This is a genomic window from Pseudomonas sp. A6 (genome assembly GCF_052367875.1).
Taxonomy (GTDB): Bacteria; Pseudomonadota; Gammaproteobacteria; order Pseudomonadales; family Pseudomonadaceae; genus Pseudomonas; species Pseudomonas citronellolis.
The window spans coordinates 4,238,177-4,260,013 of the sequence record NZ_CP198970.1; the positions used below are offsets into that span (position 1 = coordinate 4,238,177).

General features: G+C 69.5%; 17 protein-coding genes. 1 reads left to right on the forward strand and 16 read right to left on the reverse strand.

Going from position 1 to position 21,837, the window contains the following annotated elements; translation table 11 throughout:
* Positions 1-244 precede the first annotated feature (244 nt).
* The 5 genes from ACTWJ5_RS18610 to ACTWJ5_RS18630 all read right to left on the reverse strand — a co-directional run bounded on the left by ACTWJ5_RS18610 (position 245) and on the right by ACTWJ5_RS18630 (position 7,765).
* Entirely contained in the window at positions 245-2,680 is a 2,436-nt protein-coding gene (locus tag ACTWJ5_RS18610) for an efflux RND transporter permease subunit (protein WP_444436280.1), read from the reverse strand.
* A gap of 27 nt (positions 2,681-2,707) precedes the next feature.
* Positions 2,708-3,772 carry a WD40/YVTN/BNR-like repeat-containing protein gene (locus ACTWJ5_RS18615; RefSeq protein ID WP_444436281.1) on the reverse strand — a complete coding sequence of 355 codons (1,065 nt, stop codon included), beginning with the start codon at positions 3,770-3,772 and terminating at the stop codon, positions 2,708-2,710.
* A gap of 62 nt (positions 3,773-3,834) precedes the next feature.
* Positions 3,835-5,193 (reverse strand): DUF1329 domain-containing protein, encoded by a 1,359-nt coding sequence (locus ACTWJ5_RS18620; RefSeq protein ID WP_074978445.1) that lies wholly within the window; start codon positions 5,191-5,193, stop codon positions 3,835-3,837.
* A gap of 41 nt (positions 5,194-5,234) precedes the next feature.
* Positions 5,235-7,082, reverse strand: coding sequence for a DUF1302 domain-containing protein (locus ACTWJ5_RS18625; RefSeq protein WP_444436282.1), 1,848 nt, complete (start codon positions 7,080-7,082; stop codon positions 5,235-5,237).
* A gap of 119 nt (positions 7,083-7,201) precedes the next feature.
* A complete protein-coding gene (locus ACTWJ5_RS18630; protein WP_074978439.1) occupies positions 7,202-7,765 on the reverse strand; it encodes an RBBP9/YdeN family alpha/beta hydrolase in 564 nt (187 codons plus the stop codon).
* A 343-nt stretch (positions 7,766-8,108) separates the two neighbouring features.
* Between ACTWJ5_RS18630 and ACTWJ5_RS18635 the strand changes: the two genes are divergently transcribed.
* Complete coding sequence (locus ACTWJ5_RS18635; protein WP_074978737.1) at positions 8,109-9,110, forward strand: AraC family transcriptional regulator; 1,002 nt, start codon at positions 8,109-8,111, stop codon at positions 9,108-9,110.
* Between the two features lie 267 nt (positions 9,111-9,377).
* Here ACTWJ5_RS18635 and ACTWJ5_RS18640 read toward each other — a convergent pair whose 3' ends face one another.
* From ACTWJ5_RS18640 to ACTWJ5_RS18690, 11 genes are all read right to left on the reverse strand, one after another.
* A complete protein-coding gene (locus tag ACTWJ5_RS18640) occupies positions 9,378-10,388 on the reverse strand; it encodes a YeiH family protein (RefSeq protein WP_444436283.1) in 1,011 nt (336 codons plus the stop codon).
* A complete protein-coding gene (locus tag ACTWJ5_RS18645; RefSeq protein ID WP_074978433.1) occupies positions 10,385-10,717 on the reverse strand; it encodes a Rieske (2Fe-2S) protein in 333 nt (110 codons plus the stop codon). The genes ACTWJ5_RS18640 and ACTWJ5_RS18645 overlap by 4 nt, the downstream gene beginning before the upstream one ends.
* The gene (locus tag ACTWJ5_RS18650; RefSeq protein ID WP_444436284.1) at positions 10,714-11,379 is read right to left on the reverse strand and encodes a DsbA family protein; all 666 of its coding nucleotides are present in this window, start codon (positions 11,377-11,379) and stop codon (positions 10,714-10,716) included. Before ACTWJ5_RS18650 ends, ACTWJ5_RS18645 begins: the two co-directional genes overlap by 4 nt.
* Positions 11,373-12,659 carry an MFS transporter gene (locus ACTWJ5_RS18655; protein ID WP_444436285.1) on the reverse strand — a complete coding sequence of 429 codons (1,287 nt, stop codon included), beginning with the start codon at positions 12,657-12,659 and terminating at the stop codon, positions 11,373-11,375. Before ACTWJ5_RS18655 ends, ACTWJ5_RS18650 begins: the two co-directional genes overlap by 7 nt.
* An 88-nt stretch (positions 12,660-12,747) precedes the next feature.
* Positions 12,748-13,800, reverse strand: coding sequence for a 3-keto-5-aminohexanoate cleavage protein (locus ACTWJ5_RS18660; protein ID WP_444436286.1), 1,053 nt, complete (start codon positions 13,798-13,800; stop codon positions 12,748-12,750).
* Between the two features lie 53 nt (positions 13,801-13,853).
* The gene (locus ACTWJ5_RS18665; protein WP_444436287.1) at positions 13,854-14,702 is read right to left on the reverse strand and encodes a TauD/TfdA dioxygenase family protein; all 849 of its coding nucleotides are present in this window, start codon (positions 14,700-14,702) and stop codon (positions 13,854-13,856) included.
* Between the two features lie 10 nt (positions 14,703-14,712).
* Positions 14,713-15,693 carry a quinone oxidoreductase family protein gene (locus tag ACTWJ5_RS18670; RefSeq protein ID WP_116423270.1) on the reverse strand — a complete coding sequence of 327 codons (981 nt, stop codon included), beginning with the start codon at positions 15,691-15,693 and terminating at the stop codon, positions 14,713-14,715.
* 431 nt (positions 15,694-16,124) lie between these two features.
* On the reverse strand, positions 16,125-17,441 hold the full coding sequence (locus ACTWJ5_RS18675) for a c-type cytochrome (RefSeq protein WP_444436288.1): 1,317 nt from the start codon (positions 17,439-17,441) through the stop codon (positions 16,125-16,127).
* Between the two features lie 11 nt (positions 17,442-17,452).
* Positions 17,453-19,240, reverse strand: coding sequence for a GMC family oxidoreductase (locus tag ACTWJ5_RS18680; RefSeq protein WP_444436289.1), 1,788 nt, complete (start codon positions 19,238-19,240; stop codon positions 17,453-17,455).
* A gap of 4 nt (positions 19,241-19,244) precedes the next feature.
* Positions 19,245-20,003, reverse strand: a complete 759-nt coding sequence (locus ACTWJ5_RS18685) for a gluconate 2-dehydrogenase subunit 3 family protein (RefSeq protein ID WP_069864609.1) — start codon at positions 20,001-20,003, stop codon at positions 19,245-19,247.
* Positions 20,004-20,610: 607 nt separating this feature from the next.
* Positions 20,611-21,777: a lactonase family protein gene (locus ACTWJ5_RS18690; RefSeq protein ID WP_444436290.1), complete on the reverse strand. Its 1,167-nt coding sequence runs from the start codon at positions 21,775-21,777 to the stop codon at positions 20,611-20,613.
* Between the last annotated feature and the right edge of the window lie 60 nt (positions 21,778-21,837).

A 21,837-nucleotide genomic window follows, 5' to 3' on the forward strand; every position in this document is an offset into this window, starting at 1 on the left:
GGGGTGGTGGCGGAAGAGCACCCTCACCCCAGCCCTCTCCCAGAGGGAGAGGGGGCTGTCCTGAGCGGCGTCGAAGTCGGGCACCATCCTCACACCCCATCACCAGCCCGTAGGATGGTGTTGAGCGAAGCGATACCCATCGCCAGGGTCCGATGGGTTTCGCAAGCTCAACCCATCCTGCGAAAAGCGCTTCGACGCAGCCGGAGTCATCCTGGTACGCCTGGACTCGGGAACTTCGCCCATCTCACAACCGCCGCCCGTTCAGCAGGAAGTGCGACAGCGCCGGGATCAGCAGCAGCGCGCCGAGCATGTTCCAGAGGAACATGAAGGTCAGCAGGATGCCCATGTCGGCCTGGAACTTGATCGGCGACCAGGCCCAGGTCACCACGCCGGCGGCCAGGGTCACGCCCACCAGCGCCACCACCTTGCCGGTGAAGATCACCGCCTGGCGGTAGGCCAGCGCCAGCGGGAAGCCGGCGCGCTGCAGTTGCAGCTGCACGCTGAGCAGGTACAGCGCGTAGTCCACGCCTATGCCCACGCCCAGGGCGATCACCGGCAGCGTCGCCACCTTCACGCCGATGCCGAGGAACACCATCAGCGCCTCGCAGAGCATGGAGGTCAGCACCAGCGGCAGCATGGCCACCAGGGTCGCGCGCCAGCTGCGGAAGGTGATCAGGCAGAACAGGCTGACCGCCGCGTAGATGTACAGCAGCATGCTGTGGTTGGCCTGGCGCACCACGCTGTTGGTCGCCGCCTCGATGCCGGCGCTGCCGGCGGCGAGGAGGAACTGGCGCTCCGGCGTGCCGTTGGCCTTGGCGAAGTCTTCGGCTATCGCCGTCACCTCTTCCAGGGTCTTCGCCTTGTGGTCCCTCAGGAAGGCGATCACCGGCATCACCGAGCACTCGGTGTTGAACAGCTCCGGGGTGTTCACCGAGGCCTGCTGGGCCGCGTAGTTGAGCACGTCCTGGTTGCGCTGCAGGCTGGCGAACTTGGGGTTGCCCTCGTAGGTGCCGGCGGTGATCTGCCGCACCGCGTCGGCCAGCGACACCGTCGCCTGCACCCCGGGGTGCTGCTGCAAGGCCCAGCCCAGGCGGTCGGCGAGGATCAGCGTGCGGTAGTTCAGGCAGCCTTCGGCGGGGGTCTTCACCATCACCGCGAACAGGTCGCTGGACAGCGCGTAGTGGCTGGTGATGTAGGCGTTGTCGCGGTTGTAGCGCGAGTCGGCGCGCAGTTCGGGCGCGCCGGCGTCGAGGTCGCCGATCTGCAGGTGCTGGCTGACCGCGAAACTGCCGGCGCCGATCAGCGCGGCGCAGGCCAGGGCGATGCTGGCCCAGCGGCGTTCGGTGAAATGGTCGAGCAGGCTCCACAGCCGGCCCAGGCCCTGTTCGCGGGCCTCCTGCCGTTCCTCGCGCAGGGCGCGGGCGGCGGCGCGCGGGCTGACGCCGATGAACGACAGCGCCACCGGCATCATCAGCAGCGAGGTGAAGACCAGCACCGCCACGCCGATGCTCGCGGTGATCGCCAGCGCCTTGATCACCGGGATGTCGATCAGCATGAGCACGCCGAAGCCCACGGCGTCGCACAGCAGCGCGCTGACGCCGGCGAGGAACAGGCGGCGGAAGGTGTTGCGCGCCGCCACCAGGCGGTGGGTGCCGCGGCCGATGTCCTGCATGATGCCGTTCATCTTCTGCGTGGCGTGGGACACGCCGATGGCGAAGATCAGGAACGGCACCAGGATCGAGTACGGGTCCAGGGCGTAGCCCAGCCAGGCGATCAGCCCCAGTTGCCAGACCACCGCCAGCAGCGAGCAGAAGATCACCAGCAGGCTGCTGCGCAGGCAGCGGGTGTAGAGCAGGATGATGGCGAAGGCCGAAGCCACCGCCAGGGCGAAGAACAGCATCACTCGCAGCAGCCCGTCGATCAGGTCGCCCACCAGCTTGGCGAAGCCGATCACGTGGATGCGCACGGCGCCCTTGCCCGGCTCGCCGGCGTCGAAGGCGCGCTGGTCACCCTGGTACTCGTACTTCAGGCGCAGCGCCTCCAGCTCGTGGGAGAACTGCCGGTAGTCGATGCCCTTGCCGGTGGCCGAGTCATGCTCCAGCAGCGGCACCACCAGCATGCTCGAACGGAAGTCGTTGGCCACCAGGCTGCCGACGATGCCGGCGCGGGCGATGTTCTGCCGCAGCCCGGCGATGCCCGCCGCGTCGCCGGCATAGCCGTCGGGCATGACCGGGCCGCCCTGGAAGCCCTCCTCGGTGACTTCGGTCCAGCGCACCGCCGGCGACCACAGTGACTTCATCCAGGCGCGGTCGACGCCGGGGCTGAGGAACAGCTGGTCGTTGATCTGCTTGAGCGTCTCCAGGTAGGCGGGCTCGAAGATGTCGCCGTGGGCGCTTTCCACCACCACCCGCACGGAATTGCCCAGCCCGCGCAGCGCGCCGCGGTTGTCCAGGTAGTTGCGGATGTACGGATGGCTCTGCGGGATCATCTTCTCGAAGCTGGGTTTGATCTCCAGGCGCGTCACCGCCATCCAGCCGAGCAGCAGCGTGACCAGGGCGATCAGGCTGACGAAGAGGAGCCGGTGGTTGAACACCAGGCGCTCCAGCAGGCTGCCGCTGTGCGCGTCGAAATCCCGCAGGTCGTGGATGACGGGCAGTTGCCCTTGCTTGAGGTCGACCATGATGAGGCTGTCTCTTTTATCTCGTTCTTATCGGGCGGCCGGCAGCTCGTTGCGCTGCAGGCCGCGGCTGCCCACCAGCAGCAGGCTGTCGCTGCCGGCCAGGGCGGCGCTGACCGGGGTGCGCTGGGCCAGCGCCAGGGGCGCGAAGCTGGCGCCGTCGTCGCCGCTGACCAGGCCCTGCCCGGACTGGCTGAACAGGTACAGGCGGCCGTCGGCGGCGAAGCTGGCGGCCGTCAGGCTCACCGGCAGGCCGGTGCTCACCAGGGCCCAGTGCGCGCCGCCGTCGACGCTGCGCACCGCATGGCCGCGCAGGCCGTAGGCGAACAGCAGGCCGGGCTTGCCGAGGATGCCGAAGAAGGTGCCCGGGTACGGCGAGTCCAGCGCGACGAAGCGCTGGCGCTGGCGGTCCAGCTTCAGCAGCAGGCCCTGCTCGCCGACGATGAACAGGTCCTCGCCCACCGCCGCGATGGCGGTCAGGTGCAGCGCCTGCGGGTTGTCGATGCGGTGGTTCCACGGCGTCCAGCTGAGGCCGCCGTCGGCGGTGTGCAGGATCAGGTCGAAGGCGCCGACCACGAAGCCCTCGCGGGCGTCCCTGAACCAGAGGTCGAGGAACGGCTTGTCGGCGCCCTCCTCCTGCATGCGCCGGGCCTGCTCCAGCAGCGGAGCGTTGTCCGGCTGTGGGTTGACCGCGTAGAAGTCCAGCATCAGTTGGCCGATGCGCCGGCCGTCGAGCTGGCGCACCCAGGTGACGCCGCCGTCGGCGCTGTGCAGCACCACGCCGTCGTGGCCCACCGCCCAGCCCTGTTCGGGCGTGGGGAAGCGCACCGCGGTGAGGTCGGAGCTGACCGGCACCTGCGCCTGCTGCCAGGCCAGGCCGTTGTCGTCGGAATACAGGATGTGCCCGCGCTGGCCCACCACCACCAGGCGCTGCCCGGCACGGGTGATGGCCGCCAGCGGGCCGCCCAGGGCCAGTTCGCTGCGCTGCGCCGGCAGGTCCAGCACGTCGACGAAGCCGTCGGCGCAAGCGCTGCCGGCCAGCAGCGCCAGGCCCAGTGCGGCGCAGGCCAGGCCGGGTTTGAAGGGGAATCGCATACGGCTACCTCACGAAAGGGAGGCGGCGGCCCGCGCGGGCCGCCGCTACCGGGCCCGTCGGCTCAGCGGATGCCGTTGCCGGCCAGGGCCTCGGGCGACCACTGGGTCTTGGCCAGCGGTTCGATGTAGTTGATGCCGCCGTAGGGCCCGACCACGCCGTTGATGTTGTAGCTGCCGGCGGTGAGGTCGTAGATCATGAACGGCGTGGCGTCCGGGATCTGCTTGTCGTAGCTCTGGCTGAGGAAGGCGAAGGAGCCGCGGTACAGCTGGCCGCGCGCGTCGTATTCGTCGGAGGCCAGGGCCACCCAGCTGTCCTCGTCGAGGTAGAAGCGGCGCTTGGCGTAGATGTGCCGCGCGTCCGACTTCAGCGTGCCTTCCACCACCCACACGCGATGCTTCTCCCAGCGCACGTAGTCCGGCGCCAGGTGGTTGGGGGTGACCACCGGCTTGATGTCGCTGGCGTAGGTCAGCCGGTAGGTGTTGTAGGGCACGATCATTTCCTGCTTGCCGAGCAGCTTCCAGTCGTAGCGGTCCAGGGCGCCGTTGAAGACGAACACGTCGTCGTAGGTGCCGGCGCCGGCCATGCCCGGGTTGGGCGTGTCGTAGGCCAGGTTCGGCGCCAGCTTCACCCGGCGCTGGCCGGGCAGGTACTGCCAGGCGCGGCGCGGCTGCTGCAGCGGGTTGGCGGCGTCCTTGAGCATCATCGCCTCGCCGGCGCGGCGCGCGGGGCCGGTGTAGTAGAGCTTCATCTGGTAGTAGACCTCGGTGCCCTTCACCGGCTGCGCCAGGTCTTCGTAGATCGGGTAGTTGATGAAGGCCTGGCCGGTGGTGGCGAGGTTGGCGCTGCCGGAGGAATCGACGTTCCAGGAGTCGTACTTGGCCTTGATGTTCACCCCCTGGTAGCGCAGCAGGAAGTTCCACATGGCCTCGGCGCCGCTCTTCGGGATCGGAAAGGGCACGCCCGGCAGCGCGTTGTCGATGGCCATGCCGCCTTCCAGGGCCTGGGTGGCCACGGCGTTCTTCTTGCTGTTGTCGAGCACCGCCTGGGGCAAGGCGGCGCTGCGGTGGGTCGGGTAGACGTCGACGCGGAAGCTCGGGTAGCGCTTGGCCAGCTCGTAGGTGGTGGCGCTGAGCTGGGCCTTGTACTGCTCGGCGTTCCTGCCGTCGATCACCAGCAGCGGCTTCTCGCCGGCGTAGGGGTCCGGGCGCATGCTGTCGCCGGCCTTGAAGCCGGCCGGGGCCTGGCTCAGGCCGCCGCTGTAGGCGGGAATCGCGCCGTCGGCGCTGGCGCCCTTCTCGGCGCCGACCAGGGTCAGGCTACCGCCCAGCTGGGCGGCCTCCTGGGGGGACACCGCGGCCAGCGCCGCGCCGCTCAGGGCCAGGCCGAGCGCGGCGGCCAACAGGGAAGGCTTGAAGTTCATGGGGTGGTTCTCCTGCTCCGCTCGCGGAGCCGTGCGTGAATTCAGAAGGTCGCCTTGAACGAGGCGGTGACCATGCCGCGATCCTTCAGCAGCGGCGCAAGGCCGGCCTGGGAAGTGATCTGCCCGGGAATGCACTGGTACAGGCCGTTGGCGCCGGGGGTGTTGTTGTCGCGGCCGCTCTGGCAGGTGTCGAAGGGGCCGAAGGCGTCGACGTACTTGAGGTCGAAGCGGTACTTCTGGTGGAAGTCCGCGGCCACGCCCACCGAGTAGCTGCCGGCGTCCTCGTTGCCGCCCAGCTGCACCGCCGAGTTGCCGTGCAGGCCGACGTTGTAGGCCATGGGCATGGACAGGTCGACGCCGGGGAAGGCCTGGTACCAGGTGGGGGTGAAGCTGGCGGACATGGCGTAGGCGTTGGGGGTGACCTTGTCCACGCCGCGGTAGCTGGAGTCGCCCTTGAAGGTCTGCTCGCCCTCGGTGACCTTCACCAGGTGCGTGAGGGTGCCTTCCAGCGCCAGGCTGGAGGCGTCCCACAGCGGGGTGGCGCCGAAGGTCACCAGGCCGTTGAGCACCACGTGGAAGGTCTTGCCGCGGGCCAGGCCGGTGTCGCCGTCGGAGGGCCGCTCGCCGATCAGGTTGGCGCCGTTGATCAGGCCGCGCTGTGCGGCGGCGTAGAGCGTCGGGTTGATGGTGGTGAAGTTGCTCGCCAGCGGCATGTTCTCGCGGTAGTTGACGTCCAGGCCGACGCTGACCGGGCCGACGTTCTTCGACAGGCTGATGCCGTAGATGTCGATGTCGTCGGCGTAGGCGGTGAAGTAGTTCATCCCCGGCAGGCCGGCCAGGCCGGGCCGCTGCAGGTTGGGCGCCTCCACCAGCACCGCCGGCAGGGTGTCGGAGGTCTTGCGGTAGTAGAAGCCCAGGGTGCCGTCGAGCCATTCCGGGCTCCACTTGGCCATCAGGCCGAAGTCGCCGGTGTTGCTCGGCGTGGCGTCGTGGCCGCGCGGCGCGCCGTAGTAGGCCGCCGAGGCCGGGATCGGCAGCCAGAAGACCTTGCCGCCGTCGTTGAGCATGTCGTAGGGGCCCATGTAGGTGCCGCCTTCGGGGAAGCGCGAGTTCTCGAACTCGAGGAAGTACTGCGCCGCCAGGGTCAGCTCCGGGTTGACCGTGAGCGACATGGACAGCTGGTTGCGCGGCATGAACAGCTCCTTGGCCTCGGTGCCGGGCACGTTGTACAGCTTGCCCAGGTCCAGGGCCGACTGGCCGTAGTTGATGCCGTTGGCGGCGCTGAACAGCGTCTCGCCCCAGTACAGGGTGTGGCGGCCGAGCTTGCCGCTGAGCTGCATGCCGTCGCCGACCTCGTGGCTGGCGAAAACGAAGGCGTCCAGCAGCTCGCCCGAGGGGCCGTTGTAGTAGCGGTCGGCGAAGCCGTCCAGGCCGCTGGTGGCTGGCTGCGCGCCGGCCGGGGCGAGCACCCTGCCGCCGCCGTTGACCAGGTGGCCGGCGTTGGCGCGCTGGCCGGGGAAGGGATTGCTGCCGCCGACGTGGTCGTAGGCGTGGTCGTACCAGCCGGCGCCGCTGAGGCGGAAGCCCATGCTGTCGCGGTAGACGAAGTCCAGTTCGCTGAGCAGGTCGATGCGCTGCGTCACCGCGCTGCCGACGCCGAAGTTGCGGTCGCCGTCGTTGACGTTGGCGGTGTTGGCGATCTTGCCGTTCTGCCCCTCGACGCGCTGCCCGTAGCTGAGCTTGACGGTGTTGTCGAAGCGTATCGACAGGTCGGGGTTGCCGGTGTCCAGCTCGAAGGCCTGGGCCTGCGGTCCGGCGATGGCTGCGAGGACCGCGGTGGCGAGCAGGCAGCGGCGCAGCGGCCGTGCGGGGTGGTTCGTGTCGTGCATGGGTTGGCTCCGTTTCTTCTTGTGGTCGGGACGCTCTGCGGGCCCGTCCCGAGGCCCTTGTCCGCGGCGAGCGCGGGCCGCCGCCGGCCTGTATGGCCAGCGCCGGGTAAAGGCAGGTTTCAGCGATCCAGCAGGCGGATCAGCGCATCGGCCCGTGGCCAGTCGCCGAAGCCGGAGGCCGGGTTGAGGTGGCCGACGCAGCCCAGCTCGACCAGCGTTCCACCCCAGTCGCGGGCCAGGCGCTGCACGGCGGCGAGGCTGGCCAGGTGGTCGTTCTCGCTGGCCGCCACCAGGCTGGGGAACGGCAGGCGCTGGCGCGGCAGCGGGGTCCAGCCGTTCTCGGCCAGGCTCTGCGCCGTCGGGTAGCCCTCGGGCCAGGTGGCGTCGAGGTCCGGCGGGGTGGCCAGCAGCGCGCCCTTGACCGGCCGGTCGTAGCGCGCGGCCCAGTGCGCCACCATCAGCACCCCGGCGCTGTGGGCGACCAGGATCAGCGGCCCGTCGATCTGCTCGACCTCGCGCTGGATGGCCTCCACGCGGGCGTCGAGGCTGAGCTTGTCCTCGGTCAGCGGCGGCACCGAGCGGGCCTTGGGCAGGCGCGCCTGGAGCAGCGTCTGCCAGTGCCCGGGCACGTGGTCGCGCAGGCCGGGGACGATGAGGACGGTGGTGTCGTTGTCAGGGCTCACCGGGTTACCTCGCGGCGGTTTCGAACTTGTTGGAGCAGACAGTAGAGGCGTGCCGCCGGCGCTGCTTTGCATAGGGCGTCAGGCACTTCGCAATTGATGACAGCGCCCTCCCCGGCCGCTGCGCCGCAAGCCGCGCCAATGCTGGGAAAGCCGCGGCCGAGAGCCGGGCGCCGGGGTCGTCGGCGCCAGCCTGGGCTAATCTTTGCTGCACGCCCGGGCCGGGCTGCCGATAGAATCTGTCGCCGCCGGGCAAGCCGGGCGCAGGGCCCGCGCCCCGTCCCCTTGCCATTGCGTGACACACCCACGGCAGAAGAAGAACAAGAAGGCGATCGATATGACCCCCATGGTTCGCATCGCGGCCCTGACCAACTACCTGGAAGTGGCCCGCCACCTGGGCCTGAACCCCCAGCAGCAGCTCAGCCAGGTCGGCCTGAGCCAGGCCATGCTCGAACACCCCGAACAGCGCATCCCCACCGCCGCGGCCATCCGCCTGCTGGAGGAGTCGGCGCGCGCCAGCGGCTGCGAGACCTTCGGCCTGCGCATGGCCGAGTCGCGGCAACTGGCGGATTTCGGCGTGATCAGCCTGCTGCTCACGCACCAGGCAACGCTGCGCGAGGCGCTGGACACCATCGTCCGCTACCGCCACCTGATCAACGAATCCCTGGCGCTGTACGTCGACGAGGAAGGCCGCACGGTGATCCTGCGCGAGGAGCTGATCACCGCCCCGCCGATGCCCATGCGCCAGGGCATGGAGCTGGCGGTGGGGGTGCTCTACCGCCTCTGCGGCGCCCTGCTCGGCCCGCACTGGCGGCCGCTGAGCGTGAACTTCACCCACGACGCCCCGGCCGACCTGCAGGCGCACCGCCGGCTGTTCTCCTGCAAGATCGAGTTCGGCAGCGAGTTCAACGGCATCGTCTGCCCGGCCAGCGCGCTGGACGCGCCCAACCCCCTGGCCGACCCGGCCATGGTCCGCCACGCCCGCAGCTTCGTCGACTCGCTGCCCGGCGCCACCGAGGCCAGCACCCTCAACGAGGTGCGCAAGGCCATCTACCTGCTGCTGCCGGTGGGCCGCGCCACCATCGAGCAGATCGCCCAGTCCCAGGGCCTGAACGTGCGCACCCTGCAGCGCCGCCTGGAAGACAACCAGGTGACCTTCTCCGAACTGATCAACGAAGTGCGCCGCGAACTGGTGCTGCGCTACCTGGAGAACCCGCGCTACAGCCTGGGGCGCATCGCCGACCTGCTCGGCTACTCCATGCCCAGCTCCTTCACCCGCTGGTTCACCCAGCAGTTCGGCATGGCCCCGGCGGCCTGGCGGCGGCAGCAGGGGCGGAGGGAGAGTTGAGGGGAGATCAAGAGCACCCTCACCCCAACCCTCTCCCGCAAGCGGGAGAGGGGGCTGTCCGTGCCGAGAGAAGAATTGGTTCCAGCCGGAAATCACCGAGGCAGCCGGCTAACACCACAACACCCGCCCCTGCCCAACGGTCCCCTCTCCCTTCAGGGCGGGGCGCGCAGCCGAGGGTTAGGGAGAGGGGCGGAGGTTGGCATGGCGACGGAGCCGCCGGTTACCCCGTTCGCGAGCAAGCTCGCTCCTACGAAGAGCAGCGCGGCGTCACAACCCCCAGTGCAGCATCGCGAGGACCAGCGCGGCGAGGAAGACGGTTTCGCCGACCATCAGCAGGATCGGCCGCAGCCCCACCGTGGCCAGTTCGCGCAGCTGGGTCTTCATGCCCAGCGCGGCGATGGCGATCACCAGGCACCATTGCGACAGCTTGCCGCCGGCCTGCTGCAGCGCCGCGGGCACCAGGCCGGTGCTGTTCAGCGCCGCCAGCGCCACGAAGCCCACGGCGAACCAGGGCAGCAGCGGCGGGCGCTTGCTGCCCGGCGCCACGCCGCGGGCGCGGGTGATCATGGCCGCGCAGAGGATCACCGGCAGCAGCATGGCCACGCGCATCAGCTTGACCACCGTGGCCACGTCGCCGGTCTCGTGGGACATGCTGTAGCCGGCGCCCACCACCTGGGCCACGTCGTGGATGGTGCCGCCGAGGAACATCCCGGCCTGCTGCGGGCCCAGGCCCAGGGCGTGGGCGATCATCGGGTAGAGGATCATCGCCAGGGTCGACAGCGCCGAGACGCCGAGCACGGTGAACAGAGTGGCCTTCTCCTTCTTCTCGTGGGCCGGCAGGGCCGCCGCCAGGGCGAGCGCCGCCGAGGCCCCGCAGATCGCCGTGGCGCCGCCGGAGAGCAGGCCGAACAGGCTGTTGAAGCCCATGGCGCGGGCCGCGGCTATGGACACCAGGATGGTCACCGCCACCAGCACCACCACCATCGCCACCGGCTGCCAGCCCAATGCGGCGATCTGCCCGAGGGTGATGCGGATGCCCAGCAGCGCCACGCCCAGGCGCAGCACCTCGCGGGCGGTGAATTCGATGCCGGCCTTGCAGGTGCCGTCGGCGGAGAGGAAGTTCAGCGCCAGCCCCAGCAGCAGGGCGAAGAGCATCACCGGCGCGCCGTAGTGCTCGGAAAGGAAGGTGGCCGCGGCGGCGACCATGGCGCTGACCAGCAGGCCGGGCAGCAGGGTTCGGCTGCGCGAACCCAGCGCAGCGATGGCGGTGGCGCTCATGCGGGAAGCTCCTCGGGCGCGGAATCGGAAATCACGACGATGCAGGTGTCGCCGTCCCATTCGATGGCATGGCAGCGCACGCCCAACCCGGCCGCCCCGGCGGCGCAGCCGCTGGCCAGGTCGAAGCGCAGGCCGTGGGCCGGGCATTGCAGCCAGCGGCCCTGCAGCTTGCCGGAGAACAGCGAGGCGCCGGCGTGGGGGCATCCGTCGTCGATGGCGAAGTACTGCCCCTCGACGTTGAACAGCAGCACGCTGTGCCCGGCGAGGAAGAACAGGCGCCGCCCGCCCTCCCCCGGCAGCTTCTCGCGGGGCACGACCAGCCGGCTCATGCCGCCGCCTCCGCCTGGCGCTTGCGCTCCACGGCGCGCGCCAGGGCCGCCAGCAGTTGCTCCGGCGACTGCGCGCCGAGGGCGAAGGGCCGGCCTTCGAGCAGGAACAGCGGTACGCTTGCATCGGCCAGCCCCACCCGGCGGCCGATGAAATAGCGTGCTCCCTCCGTCAGCGCCTGCTCGAAGTCGCCGGTCTGGTAGCCGCAGGCGCGCAGCACGCGCCGCAGCGAATCTATCTGGCCAATGTCGTCGCCCAGCACGAAGTGCGCGCGGAACAGTTGCTCCAGCAGGCACTCCAGCTGCGCCGGCGTGCCGACCTGGGCCGCGCGCTGGAACACCCGGTGCGCATAGGTGGTGTTGGGCATGGTGCGGATGCGTTCCAGCTCGATGTTCACCCCGGCCTTCTCCGCCGCCTTGCGCACCTCGGCCTGGCGTGCGCGCACCGCGCGCTTGCCGCCCAGGCGGCGCAGGTAGAACTCGGCGAAGGGCTCGCCCTGCAGCGGCACCTGCGGCAGCAGCTGCAGGCCCAGCCAGGCCACCTGCACGCGGACGTCCGGGCGCTGCTGGGCGAGCAGGCGCAGCGCCGTCTCCAGATTGCGCTTGCCGATCAGGCACCAGGGACAGATGAAGTCGAAGGTCATCTCCAGTTGCAGGCTCAGCATGCCGCGCCCTCCCCGCCGCGCAGGCGCTGGATGTCGGCCGGGTAGTGGCGGTGCGCGTAGCAGAACACCAGGGCCGCGGCGACGCTGATCAGCGGCACCAGCTGGAAGGCCCGGTCCAGCCCCAGGTGGTCGGCCAGCACGCCGGTGAGCAGCGGGCCCGGGGCCAGGCCCAGGAGGTTGTTGACCAGCGTCAGGGTGGCGAAGGCGGTGCCGTGCACGGCGGCGTGGGTCAGGTTGGCGACCATCGCCCCGGCCGGCCCGGAGGTGCCGGTGGCGACCAGCATGGCCAGGGCGATCAGGCTCAGCTGCGCGGCGCCCGGCGGCAAGCGGAAAGCGACCGACAGCAGCAGGCAGCTGATCACGCAGAAGGCGATGGCCAGGACGATCTTGCGCTGCGGCGCGGCGCGCCCCAGGCGGTCGCAGAGGATGCCGCAGAGCACCATGCCGGCGCCGCCGACCAGCACCACCACGCCCGAGACCATACCGGCGCGGTCGGTGCCCATGTGGTAGTAGCGGTTCAGATAGCTGGGCAGCCAGACCATCACCGCCGCGCCGACGAACAGCTGCAGGCCGCTGCCGACGTAGGCGCTGACCACCGAGCGGCTGGCGAACAGGCTCTTCAGCGAATGCCCGCCGCGGCTGGCGGAGGTGACGCGCACGTGGCCGATGCGCCGGTCGCTGACCAGCAGCGGGTAGGCCAGGGCCAGCAGCAGGCCGAACAGCGCCATGCCGGCGAACGCCCAGCGCCAGCCCAGGTGCGCGGCCAGCACGCCGCCCAGGCCCATGCCCAGCACCGAGCCGAACATGCCGCCGGCCATGAAGGCGCCGGTCAGGGTGGCGCGCAGGTGCGCCGGGAACACCGAGATCACCACGGCGATGCCGACGCTGCCGTAGGCCGCCTCGCCCACGCCCACCAGGAAGCGCGCGGCGAACATCTGCGGGAAGTTCCCGGCCAGGGCGCAGCCGAGGGTGGCCAGGCTCCACAGCATGGCCATCAGCACCAGGCTGCGCACCCGGCCCCAGCGGTCGGCCAGCAGCGACAGCGGGAAGGTCAGCACGCCGACCATCACCGCCACTATGCCGCTGAGCAGGCCCAGCTGGGCGTCGCTCAGCGCCCACTCGACCTTGAGCAGCGGGAACACCGCGTTGAGCACCTGGCGCGACATGTAGTCGGAGATCAGCAGGCCGAAGGTCAGGGCGAACACCACCCAGGCGTAGCGGCGCGGCACGCTGGGCTCGGCGGCGGGAATGTCGCCCAGGGCGACGGAGTGGATGGCCATGCGGGTACCTCTGCCGGCGTTATGGATTCTTCTTGTTCTGGGTGCGGCCGGCCGGGGCACGAACCCCAGCCGCCGCTGCTTGCTCTGCTCAGGCGCGTTGCGGCACGCCCTTCTGGCCCGGCACGCGGTTCGGCGCCATGCCGTTCATGCGCAGGGTCTGCTCGACGCTGTCGTACTGCACGCCGATGCGGTAGATGTCCCGCGCCTCGCGGCCGTCGGCGACCTCGCGGCCCAGCTCGTGGGCGACGCGCACGCACTGCTGGATCTGCGCCACCGAACCCATGCGCTTGCCATGCTGGTCGATGATGGTGTCCTCGATGCCGCAGCGCGGGTGCAGGCCCATGGCCATGGCGATCATGTTGAACGGCAGCACGTTCTTCAGCAGCGACTCGGCGGTGATGCAGGCGCCGTCCGGCGCGCGGTGCACGAAGTTCATGAAGTTGAACGGGTTGGGACCGTCGAAGCCGCCGCCGATGCCGATCCAGGTCAGGTTCAGCGGGCCGCGGTAGACGCCCTTGCGCACCAGGCGCTCGAGGGTCTCCAGGGCGTGCATGCCGGTGAGCTGGAAGTGCGGCTGGATGCCGGAGGCCTGCAGGCGCTTCAGGTGCTCCTCGACCCAGGCCGGGCCGGCGGGCACGGTCATCTCGCTGTAGGCCGCCTGGTACGCCGGGTTGGCCAGGGAGGTGCCCTCCAGGTATTCCGGGTAGAGCAGCTCCATGATGTTCATCTGGGTGGTGTTGATCGCCACCGTGACCTGGTCCGGCCTGGGCGTCAGCTCGGCGAGCATGTGCCGGGTGTCGTCGGACAGCCACTTGGCCGCCTCGCCTTCGTCCTCGGGGGCGAAGGAGATGGAGCCGCCGACCTGGATGATCATCTCCGGCACCGCCTCGCGCACGCCGGCGATCAGTTCGTTGAACTTGGACAGGCGCTTGGAGCCCTTGCCGTCCAGCTCGCGCACGTGCAGGTGGAGCACGGTGGCGCCGGCCTCGTAGCAGTCCACGGCCTTCTGTACCTGCTCGTCCATGCTCACCGGGATGTCTTCGGGGAAGTCCTCGGGCATCCATTCCGGGCCGTAGGGGGCCACGGTGATGACCACCTTCTCCTGGTTTTCCGGGTGCAGGGAATCGTCGAAAAATTGCATGTCGGTCTCCTCGGATTGTTCTTGTCGGATCGACGTCGGGCGCGCGGCCCGGCTCAGTACGGCTTGTCGCCGATGATCCCGGCGCGCTCCATGCGGCGCACGCAGGGCGGGTAGTCCATCACCGCGTAGTGCTGGGTGCTGCGGTTGTCCCAGATCGCCACGCTGTTCTTCTTCCAGCGCCAGCGCACCTGGTACTCGGGGATGTAGGCCTGGCTCACCAGGTAGCGCAGCAGGTCGCCGGCGCCGGGGTTGGCGTCCTGGCCGAAGCGCACGTTCTGCGCGGTGTGGTAGTTGCTGAAGTGAGTGGTGAAGGCATTGACGAACAGCACCCGCTCGCCGGTCTCGGGGTGGGTGCGCACCACCGGGTGCTCGGCGTCGGGGTACTGCGCCTTGAGCGCCAGGCGCTTGTCGATCGGCATGGCCGCGCCGAAGCTCGCCTCGATGCTGTGGCGCGCGCGCAGGTTGACGATCTTCTCCTTGATCCCCGCCGGCAGGTTGGCGTAGGCCAGGGCCATGTTCGCCCACATGGTGTCGCCGCCCACCGGCGGGCACTCCACGCAGCGCAGCACGCAGCCCATGGGCGGGACCTCGCGCCAGGTGGCGTCGGTGTGCCAGGCGTTCTCGTAGCGGTCGTTGGGCTGGTTGGGGTTCTTGTAAATGCGCACCAGGCCCGGGTGTTCCGGGTCGCTGCCGGCCACCGGGTGGTCCTCCAGCTCGCCGAAGCGGCGGGCGAAGGCCACGTGCTCGGCGCGGCTGATGTCCTGGTCGCGCAGGAACAGCACCTTGTGTTCGAGCAGCAGGCGGCGGATCTCGGCGAACAGCTCGGCGTCGCGCGCGGCGTCGCCGAGGTTCACCCCGGACAGCTCGGCGCCGATGCTGCAGGTCAGTCGTTCCACGTGCATGGCCAGGCCCTCAGATGACGAAGATGGATGAACCGGTGGTCTTGCGCGCTTCCAGGTCGCGGTGCGCCTGCACGGCGTCCTCCAGCGCGTAGTGCTGGTTGATCTCGATGCGGATGTCGCCGTTGCCGACGTGGCCGAACAGCTCGTCCAGCAGCGCCTGCTTCTCCGCCGGGTCGGCGATGTAGTCGGCCAGCGCCGGGCGGGTGAGGAACAGCGAGCCCTTCATCGCCAGCAGCACCGGGTCGAAGGCCGGGGTCGGCCCGGAGGCGGTGCCGACGCAGACCATCAGGCCGCGGCGCTTGAGCGAGTCCAGCGAGGCCATGAAGGTGTCCTTGCCGACGCTGTCGAAGACCACGTCGACGCCGCGGCCGTCGGTCAGCTCGCGCACGCGGCCGGCGACGTCTTCCTCGGCGTAGTTGATGACGTGGGCGCAACCGTGGGCGTAGGCGACCTCGGCCTTGGCCGCGCTGGACACGGTGCCGATCACGTTCAGCCCCAGCAGCCGGGCCCACTGCCCGACGATGAGGCCGACGCCGCCGGCCGCCGCGTGCAGCAGCACGCTGTCGCCCGGTTCGAAGTAGTGGATGCGGCGCAGCAGGTAGGCCGAGGTGAGGCCGCGCATGGTCATGGCCGCGGCGGTCTCGAAGGCGATGTTCTCCGGCAGGCGGATCAGCGGCGCGGCCGGCACCAGGCGCTCGGTGGCGTAGGCGCCGAGGGTGTTGACGAAGCCGGTGTAGGTGACGCGGTCGCCGGGCGCCACGTTGGCCACCCCCTCGCCCACCGCCACCACCACGCCGGCGGCCTCCACGCCCATGCCCGAGGGCAGCGGCACCGGGTAGGTGCCGTTGCGGAAGTAGGTGTCCGCGTAGTTCAGGCCCACCGCCACGTGGCGGATGCGCACCTGTCCGGGGCCGGGGTCGCCGACCTCCACGTCCTCGAAGCGAAGCACCTCGGGTCCCCCTGTCTCATAAAAGCGAACGGCCTTGGCCATGCCGGATTCTCCAGTCTGCGTTGTTCTGCCGGGCAGTTGCCCATGGAGCGGACTCTAGGCACGGGGCCCCGCGGCTGCTTCACCTGGGGCGACAGCGGTTTCGCATTTCATGACAGGGGGAGGAAGCAAGCCGAGGCACCGATGCCACCGGGTAACCCCATCGCGGACGAAGTCCGCTCCTACGCTCCCTGGGACGCACGGCGCAGGAGCAACTGTCTTGCCCACTGCGCCGGGGTGCTTTTCGTAGGATGGGTTGAGCTTGCGAAACCCATGCGGTCTCGGTGATGGGTATCGCTTCGCTCAACCCATCCTACGGGGTGTGGTGTTTGCCGTCGGCTATCGCGGACAAGGTCCGCTCCTACGGCCGTGCTTCCTGGAACCGTAGGAGCGGACCTTGTCCGCGATTGGACCCGCCGGCGGCGGCGCCCCCCCTACGGCGCCTCCTTCGCCCCCGTGGTATCACCGATCAACGTCGCCGCCTTCAGCTCCGGCCTGGGCTGGCTGCGCAAGGCCTTCACCTGCCCGGCATCCACCGGCTCGGCCTGGTTGCCCCAGCTGCTGCGGATGAAGTTGACCACCTCGGCCACCTGCTGGTCCGACAGGCGCCAGGCGAAGCCGGGCATGCTGAAGGTGGAAGGCGCCGTCGCCGTGGCCGGCAGGGTGCTGCCGTCGAGCACGATGTGGATCAGCGAGGTGGCGTCCGCGCTCTGCAGCACCGGGTTGCCGGCCAGCGCCGGGAACACCCGGGCGTAGCCCTTGCCGTCGGTGCGGTGGCAGGCGGCGCAGTTGTCGACGTAGAGCGCGGCGCCGGTCTTGCCGTCGTCGCCCTTCCACAGCGCCCCGGCGACCTGGCGGTCTTCCCGGAACGGCTTGTCGTCGGGGTTCACCGGCGGCAGGGACTTCAGGTAGCGGGCGATGGCGGTCAGGTCGGCCTCGGTCATGTACTGCATGCTGTGCTCGACCACGTCGCTCATGCCGCCGAATACCGCGCTGCGCTCGCTGCGCCCGGTCTTGAGGAAGGCGACGATCTCCGCCTCGCTCCAGTTGCCCAGGCCGTCCTTGTGGTCGCCGCGCAGGTTCTTGGCGATCCAGCCTTCCAGCGGCGCGCTGCCGGACAGGTAGGCCGGGCCGTCGGCGGCGGCCAGGGCCTTCTCCTGCATGGTCAGCGCCCGTGGCGTATGGCAGGCGCCGCAGTGCCCCAGGCCTTCCACCAGGTAGGCGCCGCGGGCCAGGGTCGGGTCCTGGCCGGCGGCGGCGAAGGGCTTCACCTCGGGGGCGAACAACCCGCGCCAGATCGCCAGCGGCCAGCGCATGCTCAGCGGCCAGGGGATGTCGCTGTCCTTGTTCTCCTGCACCACCGGCGCCACGCCGTGCATGAAGTAGGCGTAGAGCGCGCGCATGTCCTCGTCGCGGACGCGGGCATAGGACGGGTACGGCATGGCCGGGTACAGGGTGCTGCCGCCCTTGCCGATGCCCTGGCGCACGGCGCGCTCGAAGTCCTCGTAGCTGTAGTTGCCGATGCCGGTCTTGTCCGGGGTGATGTTGGTCGAGTAGATGGTGCCGATGGGCGTGGCCATCGGCAGGCCGCCGGCGAAGGGCTCGCCGCCCTTGGCAGTGTGGCAGGCCACGCAGTCGCCGGCGCGGGCCAGGTATTCGCCCTGCTTCACCTGCGCCGGGTCGGTCGCATCGGCGGCGTATAGCGCGGTGCTGGCGGCCATGGCCAGGGCGGCGCTGAGGAATGTCTTCATGTTCCGGCCTCCTATGCCTGCACCAGCGGGCCCGGGTGCTTCAGGTAAACCTCGCGGATGGCCCGCGCCGACCAGTAGGTCAGCGCCGCCACCAGCCCGGTGGGGTTGTAGCCCAGGCCCTGGGGGAAGGCCGAAGCGCCGGGGACGAACACGTTGTGCACGTCCCACACCTGCAGGTAGCGGTTCAAGGCGCTGGTCTTGGGGTCGGTGCCCATGATCGCCCCGCCGTTGAGGTGGGTGGTCTGGTACACGGTGGCGTCGAAGTGCTGGCCGAATTCCTTCATCGGCGCGGTGACCACCTTGGCGCCCATGGCATCGGCGATCTTGCGCATCTGCGCGACCATGAAGCGGTTCATCTTCACGTCGTTGTCCTTCCAGTCGAAGGTCATGCGCAGCAGCGGCTGGCCGTAGGCGTCCTTGTACACCGGGTCGAGGTCCAGGTAGTTGTCGCGGTAGGACTGGTGCGCGCCATGGGTGTCCATCGCCAGCATGTGCCGGTAGCTGTCGGCCAGCGCGGCCTTCCAGGCGCTGCCCCACTTGGGCGTGCCCGGCGGCACCTTGGCCCCGGCGATGGGCTTGGTGCCGGCCTGGTTGAGCCAGAACGGCGAGCCGCCGACGAAGCCGTGGGGGCCGTGGTCGAAGTTGTCGGCGTTGAAGTCGTCCACCGCCACGCCGTTGCCGCCGGCGCCGATGAAGGGGTTGGTGTGGTGGCTGGCCTTGTCGAAGAAGGCGCTCACCGTGGAGATGTTCTGGAAGGCGAAGTTACGCCCCACCACGCCCTCGTTCCTCACCGGGTCGTAGGGCTTGCCGATGCCCGAGAGCAGCATCAGGCGCACGTTGTTGAACTGGAAGGCGCCGAGGATCACCAGGTCCGCCGGCTGCTCCACTTCGCGGCCCTGGGCGTCGACGTAGGTGACGCCGGTGGCCAGGTCCTTCTCGGCGTTGAGGTTCACCCGCAGCACGTGGGCGTTGTTGCGCAGTTCGAAGTTTGGCACCTGGCGCAGCGCCGGCAGGATGTTCACGTTGGGCGAGGCCTTGGAGTACATGTAGCAGGCGTAGCCGCTGCAGAAGCCGCAGAAGTTGCACGGCCCCATCTGCGCGCCGTAGGGGTTGGTGTAGGGCCCGGAGGTGTTGGCCGAGGGCAGGTTGTAGGGGTGGTAGCCGACCTCGCGGGCGGCCTTCTCGAACAGTTGCGCGGACACGGTGTTCTTCTGCGCCGGCAGCGGGAAGTCGCTGGAACGGTCGGCGGCGAAGGGGTTGCCGCCCTTGTCGCGGCCCACCACCTGGCCCTTGATCGACCAGGCCGTGCCGGAGGTGCCGAAGACCTTCTCGGCGAAGTCGAAGTACGGCTCCAGCTCGTCGTAGCTGACGCCGAAGTCCTGGATGATCATGCCCTCGGGGATGAAAGCCTTGCCGTAGCGTTCCTCGTAGTGGCTGCGCAGGCGCAGTTCCACCGGGTCGACGCGGAAATGCACGCCCGACCAGTGCAGCCCCGCCCCGCCGGTGCCGGTGCCGGGCAGGAAGGCGCCGAACTGGCGGTAGGGCACGGCCAGGTCGTCGAGGCCGTGGCGCAGGGTCACGGTCTCGCGGGAGATGTCCATGAACAGCTTCTTGCGCGAGTTGTAGGTCAGCTCGTCCATGGTTTGCGGGTAGACGCCGTCGGGGTAGGTGTCGCGGGCCGGGCCGCGTTCCAGGGCCACCACCTGCAACCCCGCCTCGGTCAGTTCCTTGGCCATGATGGCGCCGGTCCAGCCGAACCCGACGATGACCGCATCGACTTTCTTCAATACCTGGGCCATTGCCTCAACCTCGCTCGCCACTGATGGAAACCGGCGGGAAGGGATAGCGCTCGTCGCGCTCCACCCAGTCCATGAAGTCGGCGCGGGCGCCGGGGAAGCCGATCAGCTTCCAGCCGGCCAGGCCCTGGTTGCCGCCGTGCAGCGGGTCGCTGAAGAAGCCCTCGCGGGTGTTCAGCCAGAGCATGGCGAAGAAGGTCGCCGCCGGCACCGCCTGGAATTCGGCCTTGCCGCCGTCCAGGGCTTCCAGCGCCTGCTGTTGCTGCGCCGCGTCCAGCTCGGCGAAGGGCTTGTTCCACTTGGCCTTGCACCAGGCATCGGTCTCCTGGATGCCCAGGCGGTAGATTTCCTGCGGGCTGAGCTTGAGCTGGTAGCCCAGCTCCGGCGCGGCATCCGGGTGGAAGGGCCCCTGCATGTACCAGAGCCCGCCGCTGCCGTAGCGGGTGTTCAGCTGGCGGTCGATGAATTCCGGCACGCCGGCGTCCGCGGCCCCCGGGCCCAGCGCGTCGGTGGGGATGAGCACGGCCACGGCGGCCTGGACGAAGGCCCATTCCTGGGCGGTGAAGAAAGTCGGCTGGTAGGCGCGCGCGCCGCCCTGCTGCGGCTCGGCGGCGGGCTGCGGGTCGGCCGCGGGCGTGCTAGGGCCACCAAGCACCACGCTGCCCACGCCGGTGCCGGCCAGGGTGGCCACCGGGATCAGCGCCAGGGACTTGCGCAGGAAGTCGCGCCGCGCCGGTTGCGCGGCGGACGGGTCGTCGTTGGACATGGCTGGGTCTCTCCTTTTTCCAACAGGTCAATCAGGTCGTGTAGGTCTTCTCGCCCCTTTTGCGGCCGGTGGTGCCGGGCGCGCGGGGCTGTTGTTCGTGTCGGTAAGCATAGGTGGCTATCGAAAGCGCGCTGGGGTCATCGGTCTGGTGGTCATGGATTCGTTTACGGGGTCTGGGCCTCTACTCCGATCTTCACCCCCGCTTCACCCCCGTCATTCCCGCGAACGCGGGAACCCAGAGACTTCTTGTTTGGGTGTGTTTGCGCCGCTCCGAGTCTGCGGAGATTTCTCGTTTCGCCCCCTCGGGCGAGTCCCTTTTGTCAAACGCCACAAAAGGAACCAAAAAGGCTTGCCCCGCATACGGGCCCGACAGAGTCGGGCTACCCTCACGAACTCCCCCGCCACGGAGGCCCGCCCCGAGGGTACGTCCCTGTAGCCCGCGGGGCTCTCGCGACATCCATGTCGCATGACCTCCTGAGCGCGGGTTTCGTTCGGCCTTCTGAAGGGGCGTTCCGGTGCGCGCGGATATTTCCCTGGAAGTCCAAGAGCAAGCGCGCTTTTGCTTTTGCTTTTCGCTGGGGTGAGGGTGCTCTTCATCACCCCAACCTCACCGCAGGAACTTCAGATCAGAAGGCGAATCGATGTCGAACCTCTGCACCGTCTCCCCCAACTTGCCGCTGTCCGGATCGCGGCGCATGACCACGACCTGGTTGCTCTTCTGGTTCGCCACCAACAGGAAACGGCCACTGGGATCCAGGCTGAACTCGCGCGGCTCGACGCCCTCCACCGAGCGCCGCTGCAATTCTTTCAACTGGCCACTGGCCGGATCCACCACATACACCAGCAGCTCGCTGGCCTTGCCACGGTTGCTGGCGTAGAGGAAGCGCCCGTCCGGCGACAGATGCACGGCAGCGGCAGCCTTGTGCGCAGTGTCCTGGCCGGCGGCCATGTCCACCAGTTGCGTGCGCTTCAGCTGGCCGTCGCGCACCTCGAACACGGCGATCTGCCCGGCCATCTCCAGGGTCAGATAGGCATAACGGCCATCGCGGCTGAACAGCAGGTGGCGCGGGCCGCTGCCCGGCGGCAGGTCCACCGCCGCCGGTTGCGCCAGGCTCAGCGGGTGTTCGCGGTTGGCCGCCTCGTAGCGGTAGATGAAGACCTTGTCCGCACCCAGGTCCTGCACGTAGACGTAGCGCCCGTCCACCCCGGAAACCACCGAATGCACGTGGCTGCTGGCCTGGCGCTCGGGGTTGACGCGGGAGGCGCCGTGGCGCTCCTGCTGCACCACGCCGGTCAGTTGGCCCTGCTCGTCGATGCCGAGCACCGCCAGGTTGCCGCCCGGGTCCGGGTGCACCGCGTAGTTGGCCACGAACAGGTGCCCTCCCCCGGCCGCCAGGCTGGAATGGGTGGGCTCGTCGCCGCGGCTTTGCACCTGGTTCAGCAGGCTCAGCTGGTGGCTGGCCGGGTCGATGGCGAAGGCGCTGACCTTGCCGAGCGGGTCGCTCGCGCCGGGGCCGTTCTCGTTGACGGCGTAGAGGCGCGTCTGGTCGGGATTGAGCGTCAGCCAGGAGGGGTTTTCGCTGGGCACCACCTGCAGCGCCTCGGCCTGGATGTGGCCGCTGGCGCTGTCGAAACGGTAACGGTAGATGCCCTGGCTGCCGGCGCCGGTGTAGGTGCCGACCAGCAGGTCGTATTGCTGGGCGGCGCTGGCCGGCCCGGCGAACAGGCCGGTGCCGGCGCACAGCAGCAGGGTCAGGGCGGCGGGTTTGATCATGATGGGCAGGTCCTTGCAGGCAGAGGGTCGGTCACGGGTCGGACCGGGTGAAAAGGCGGC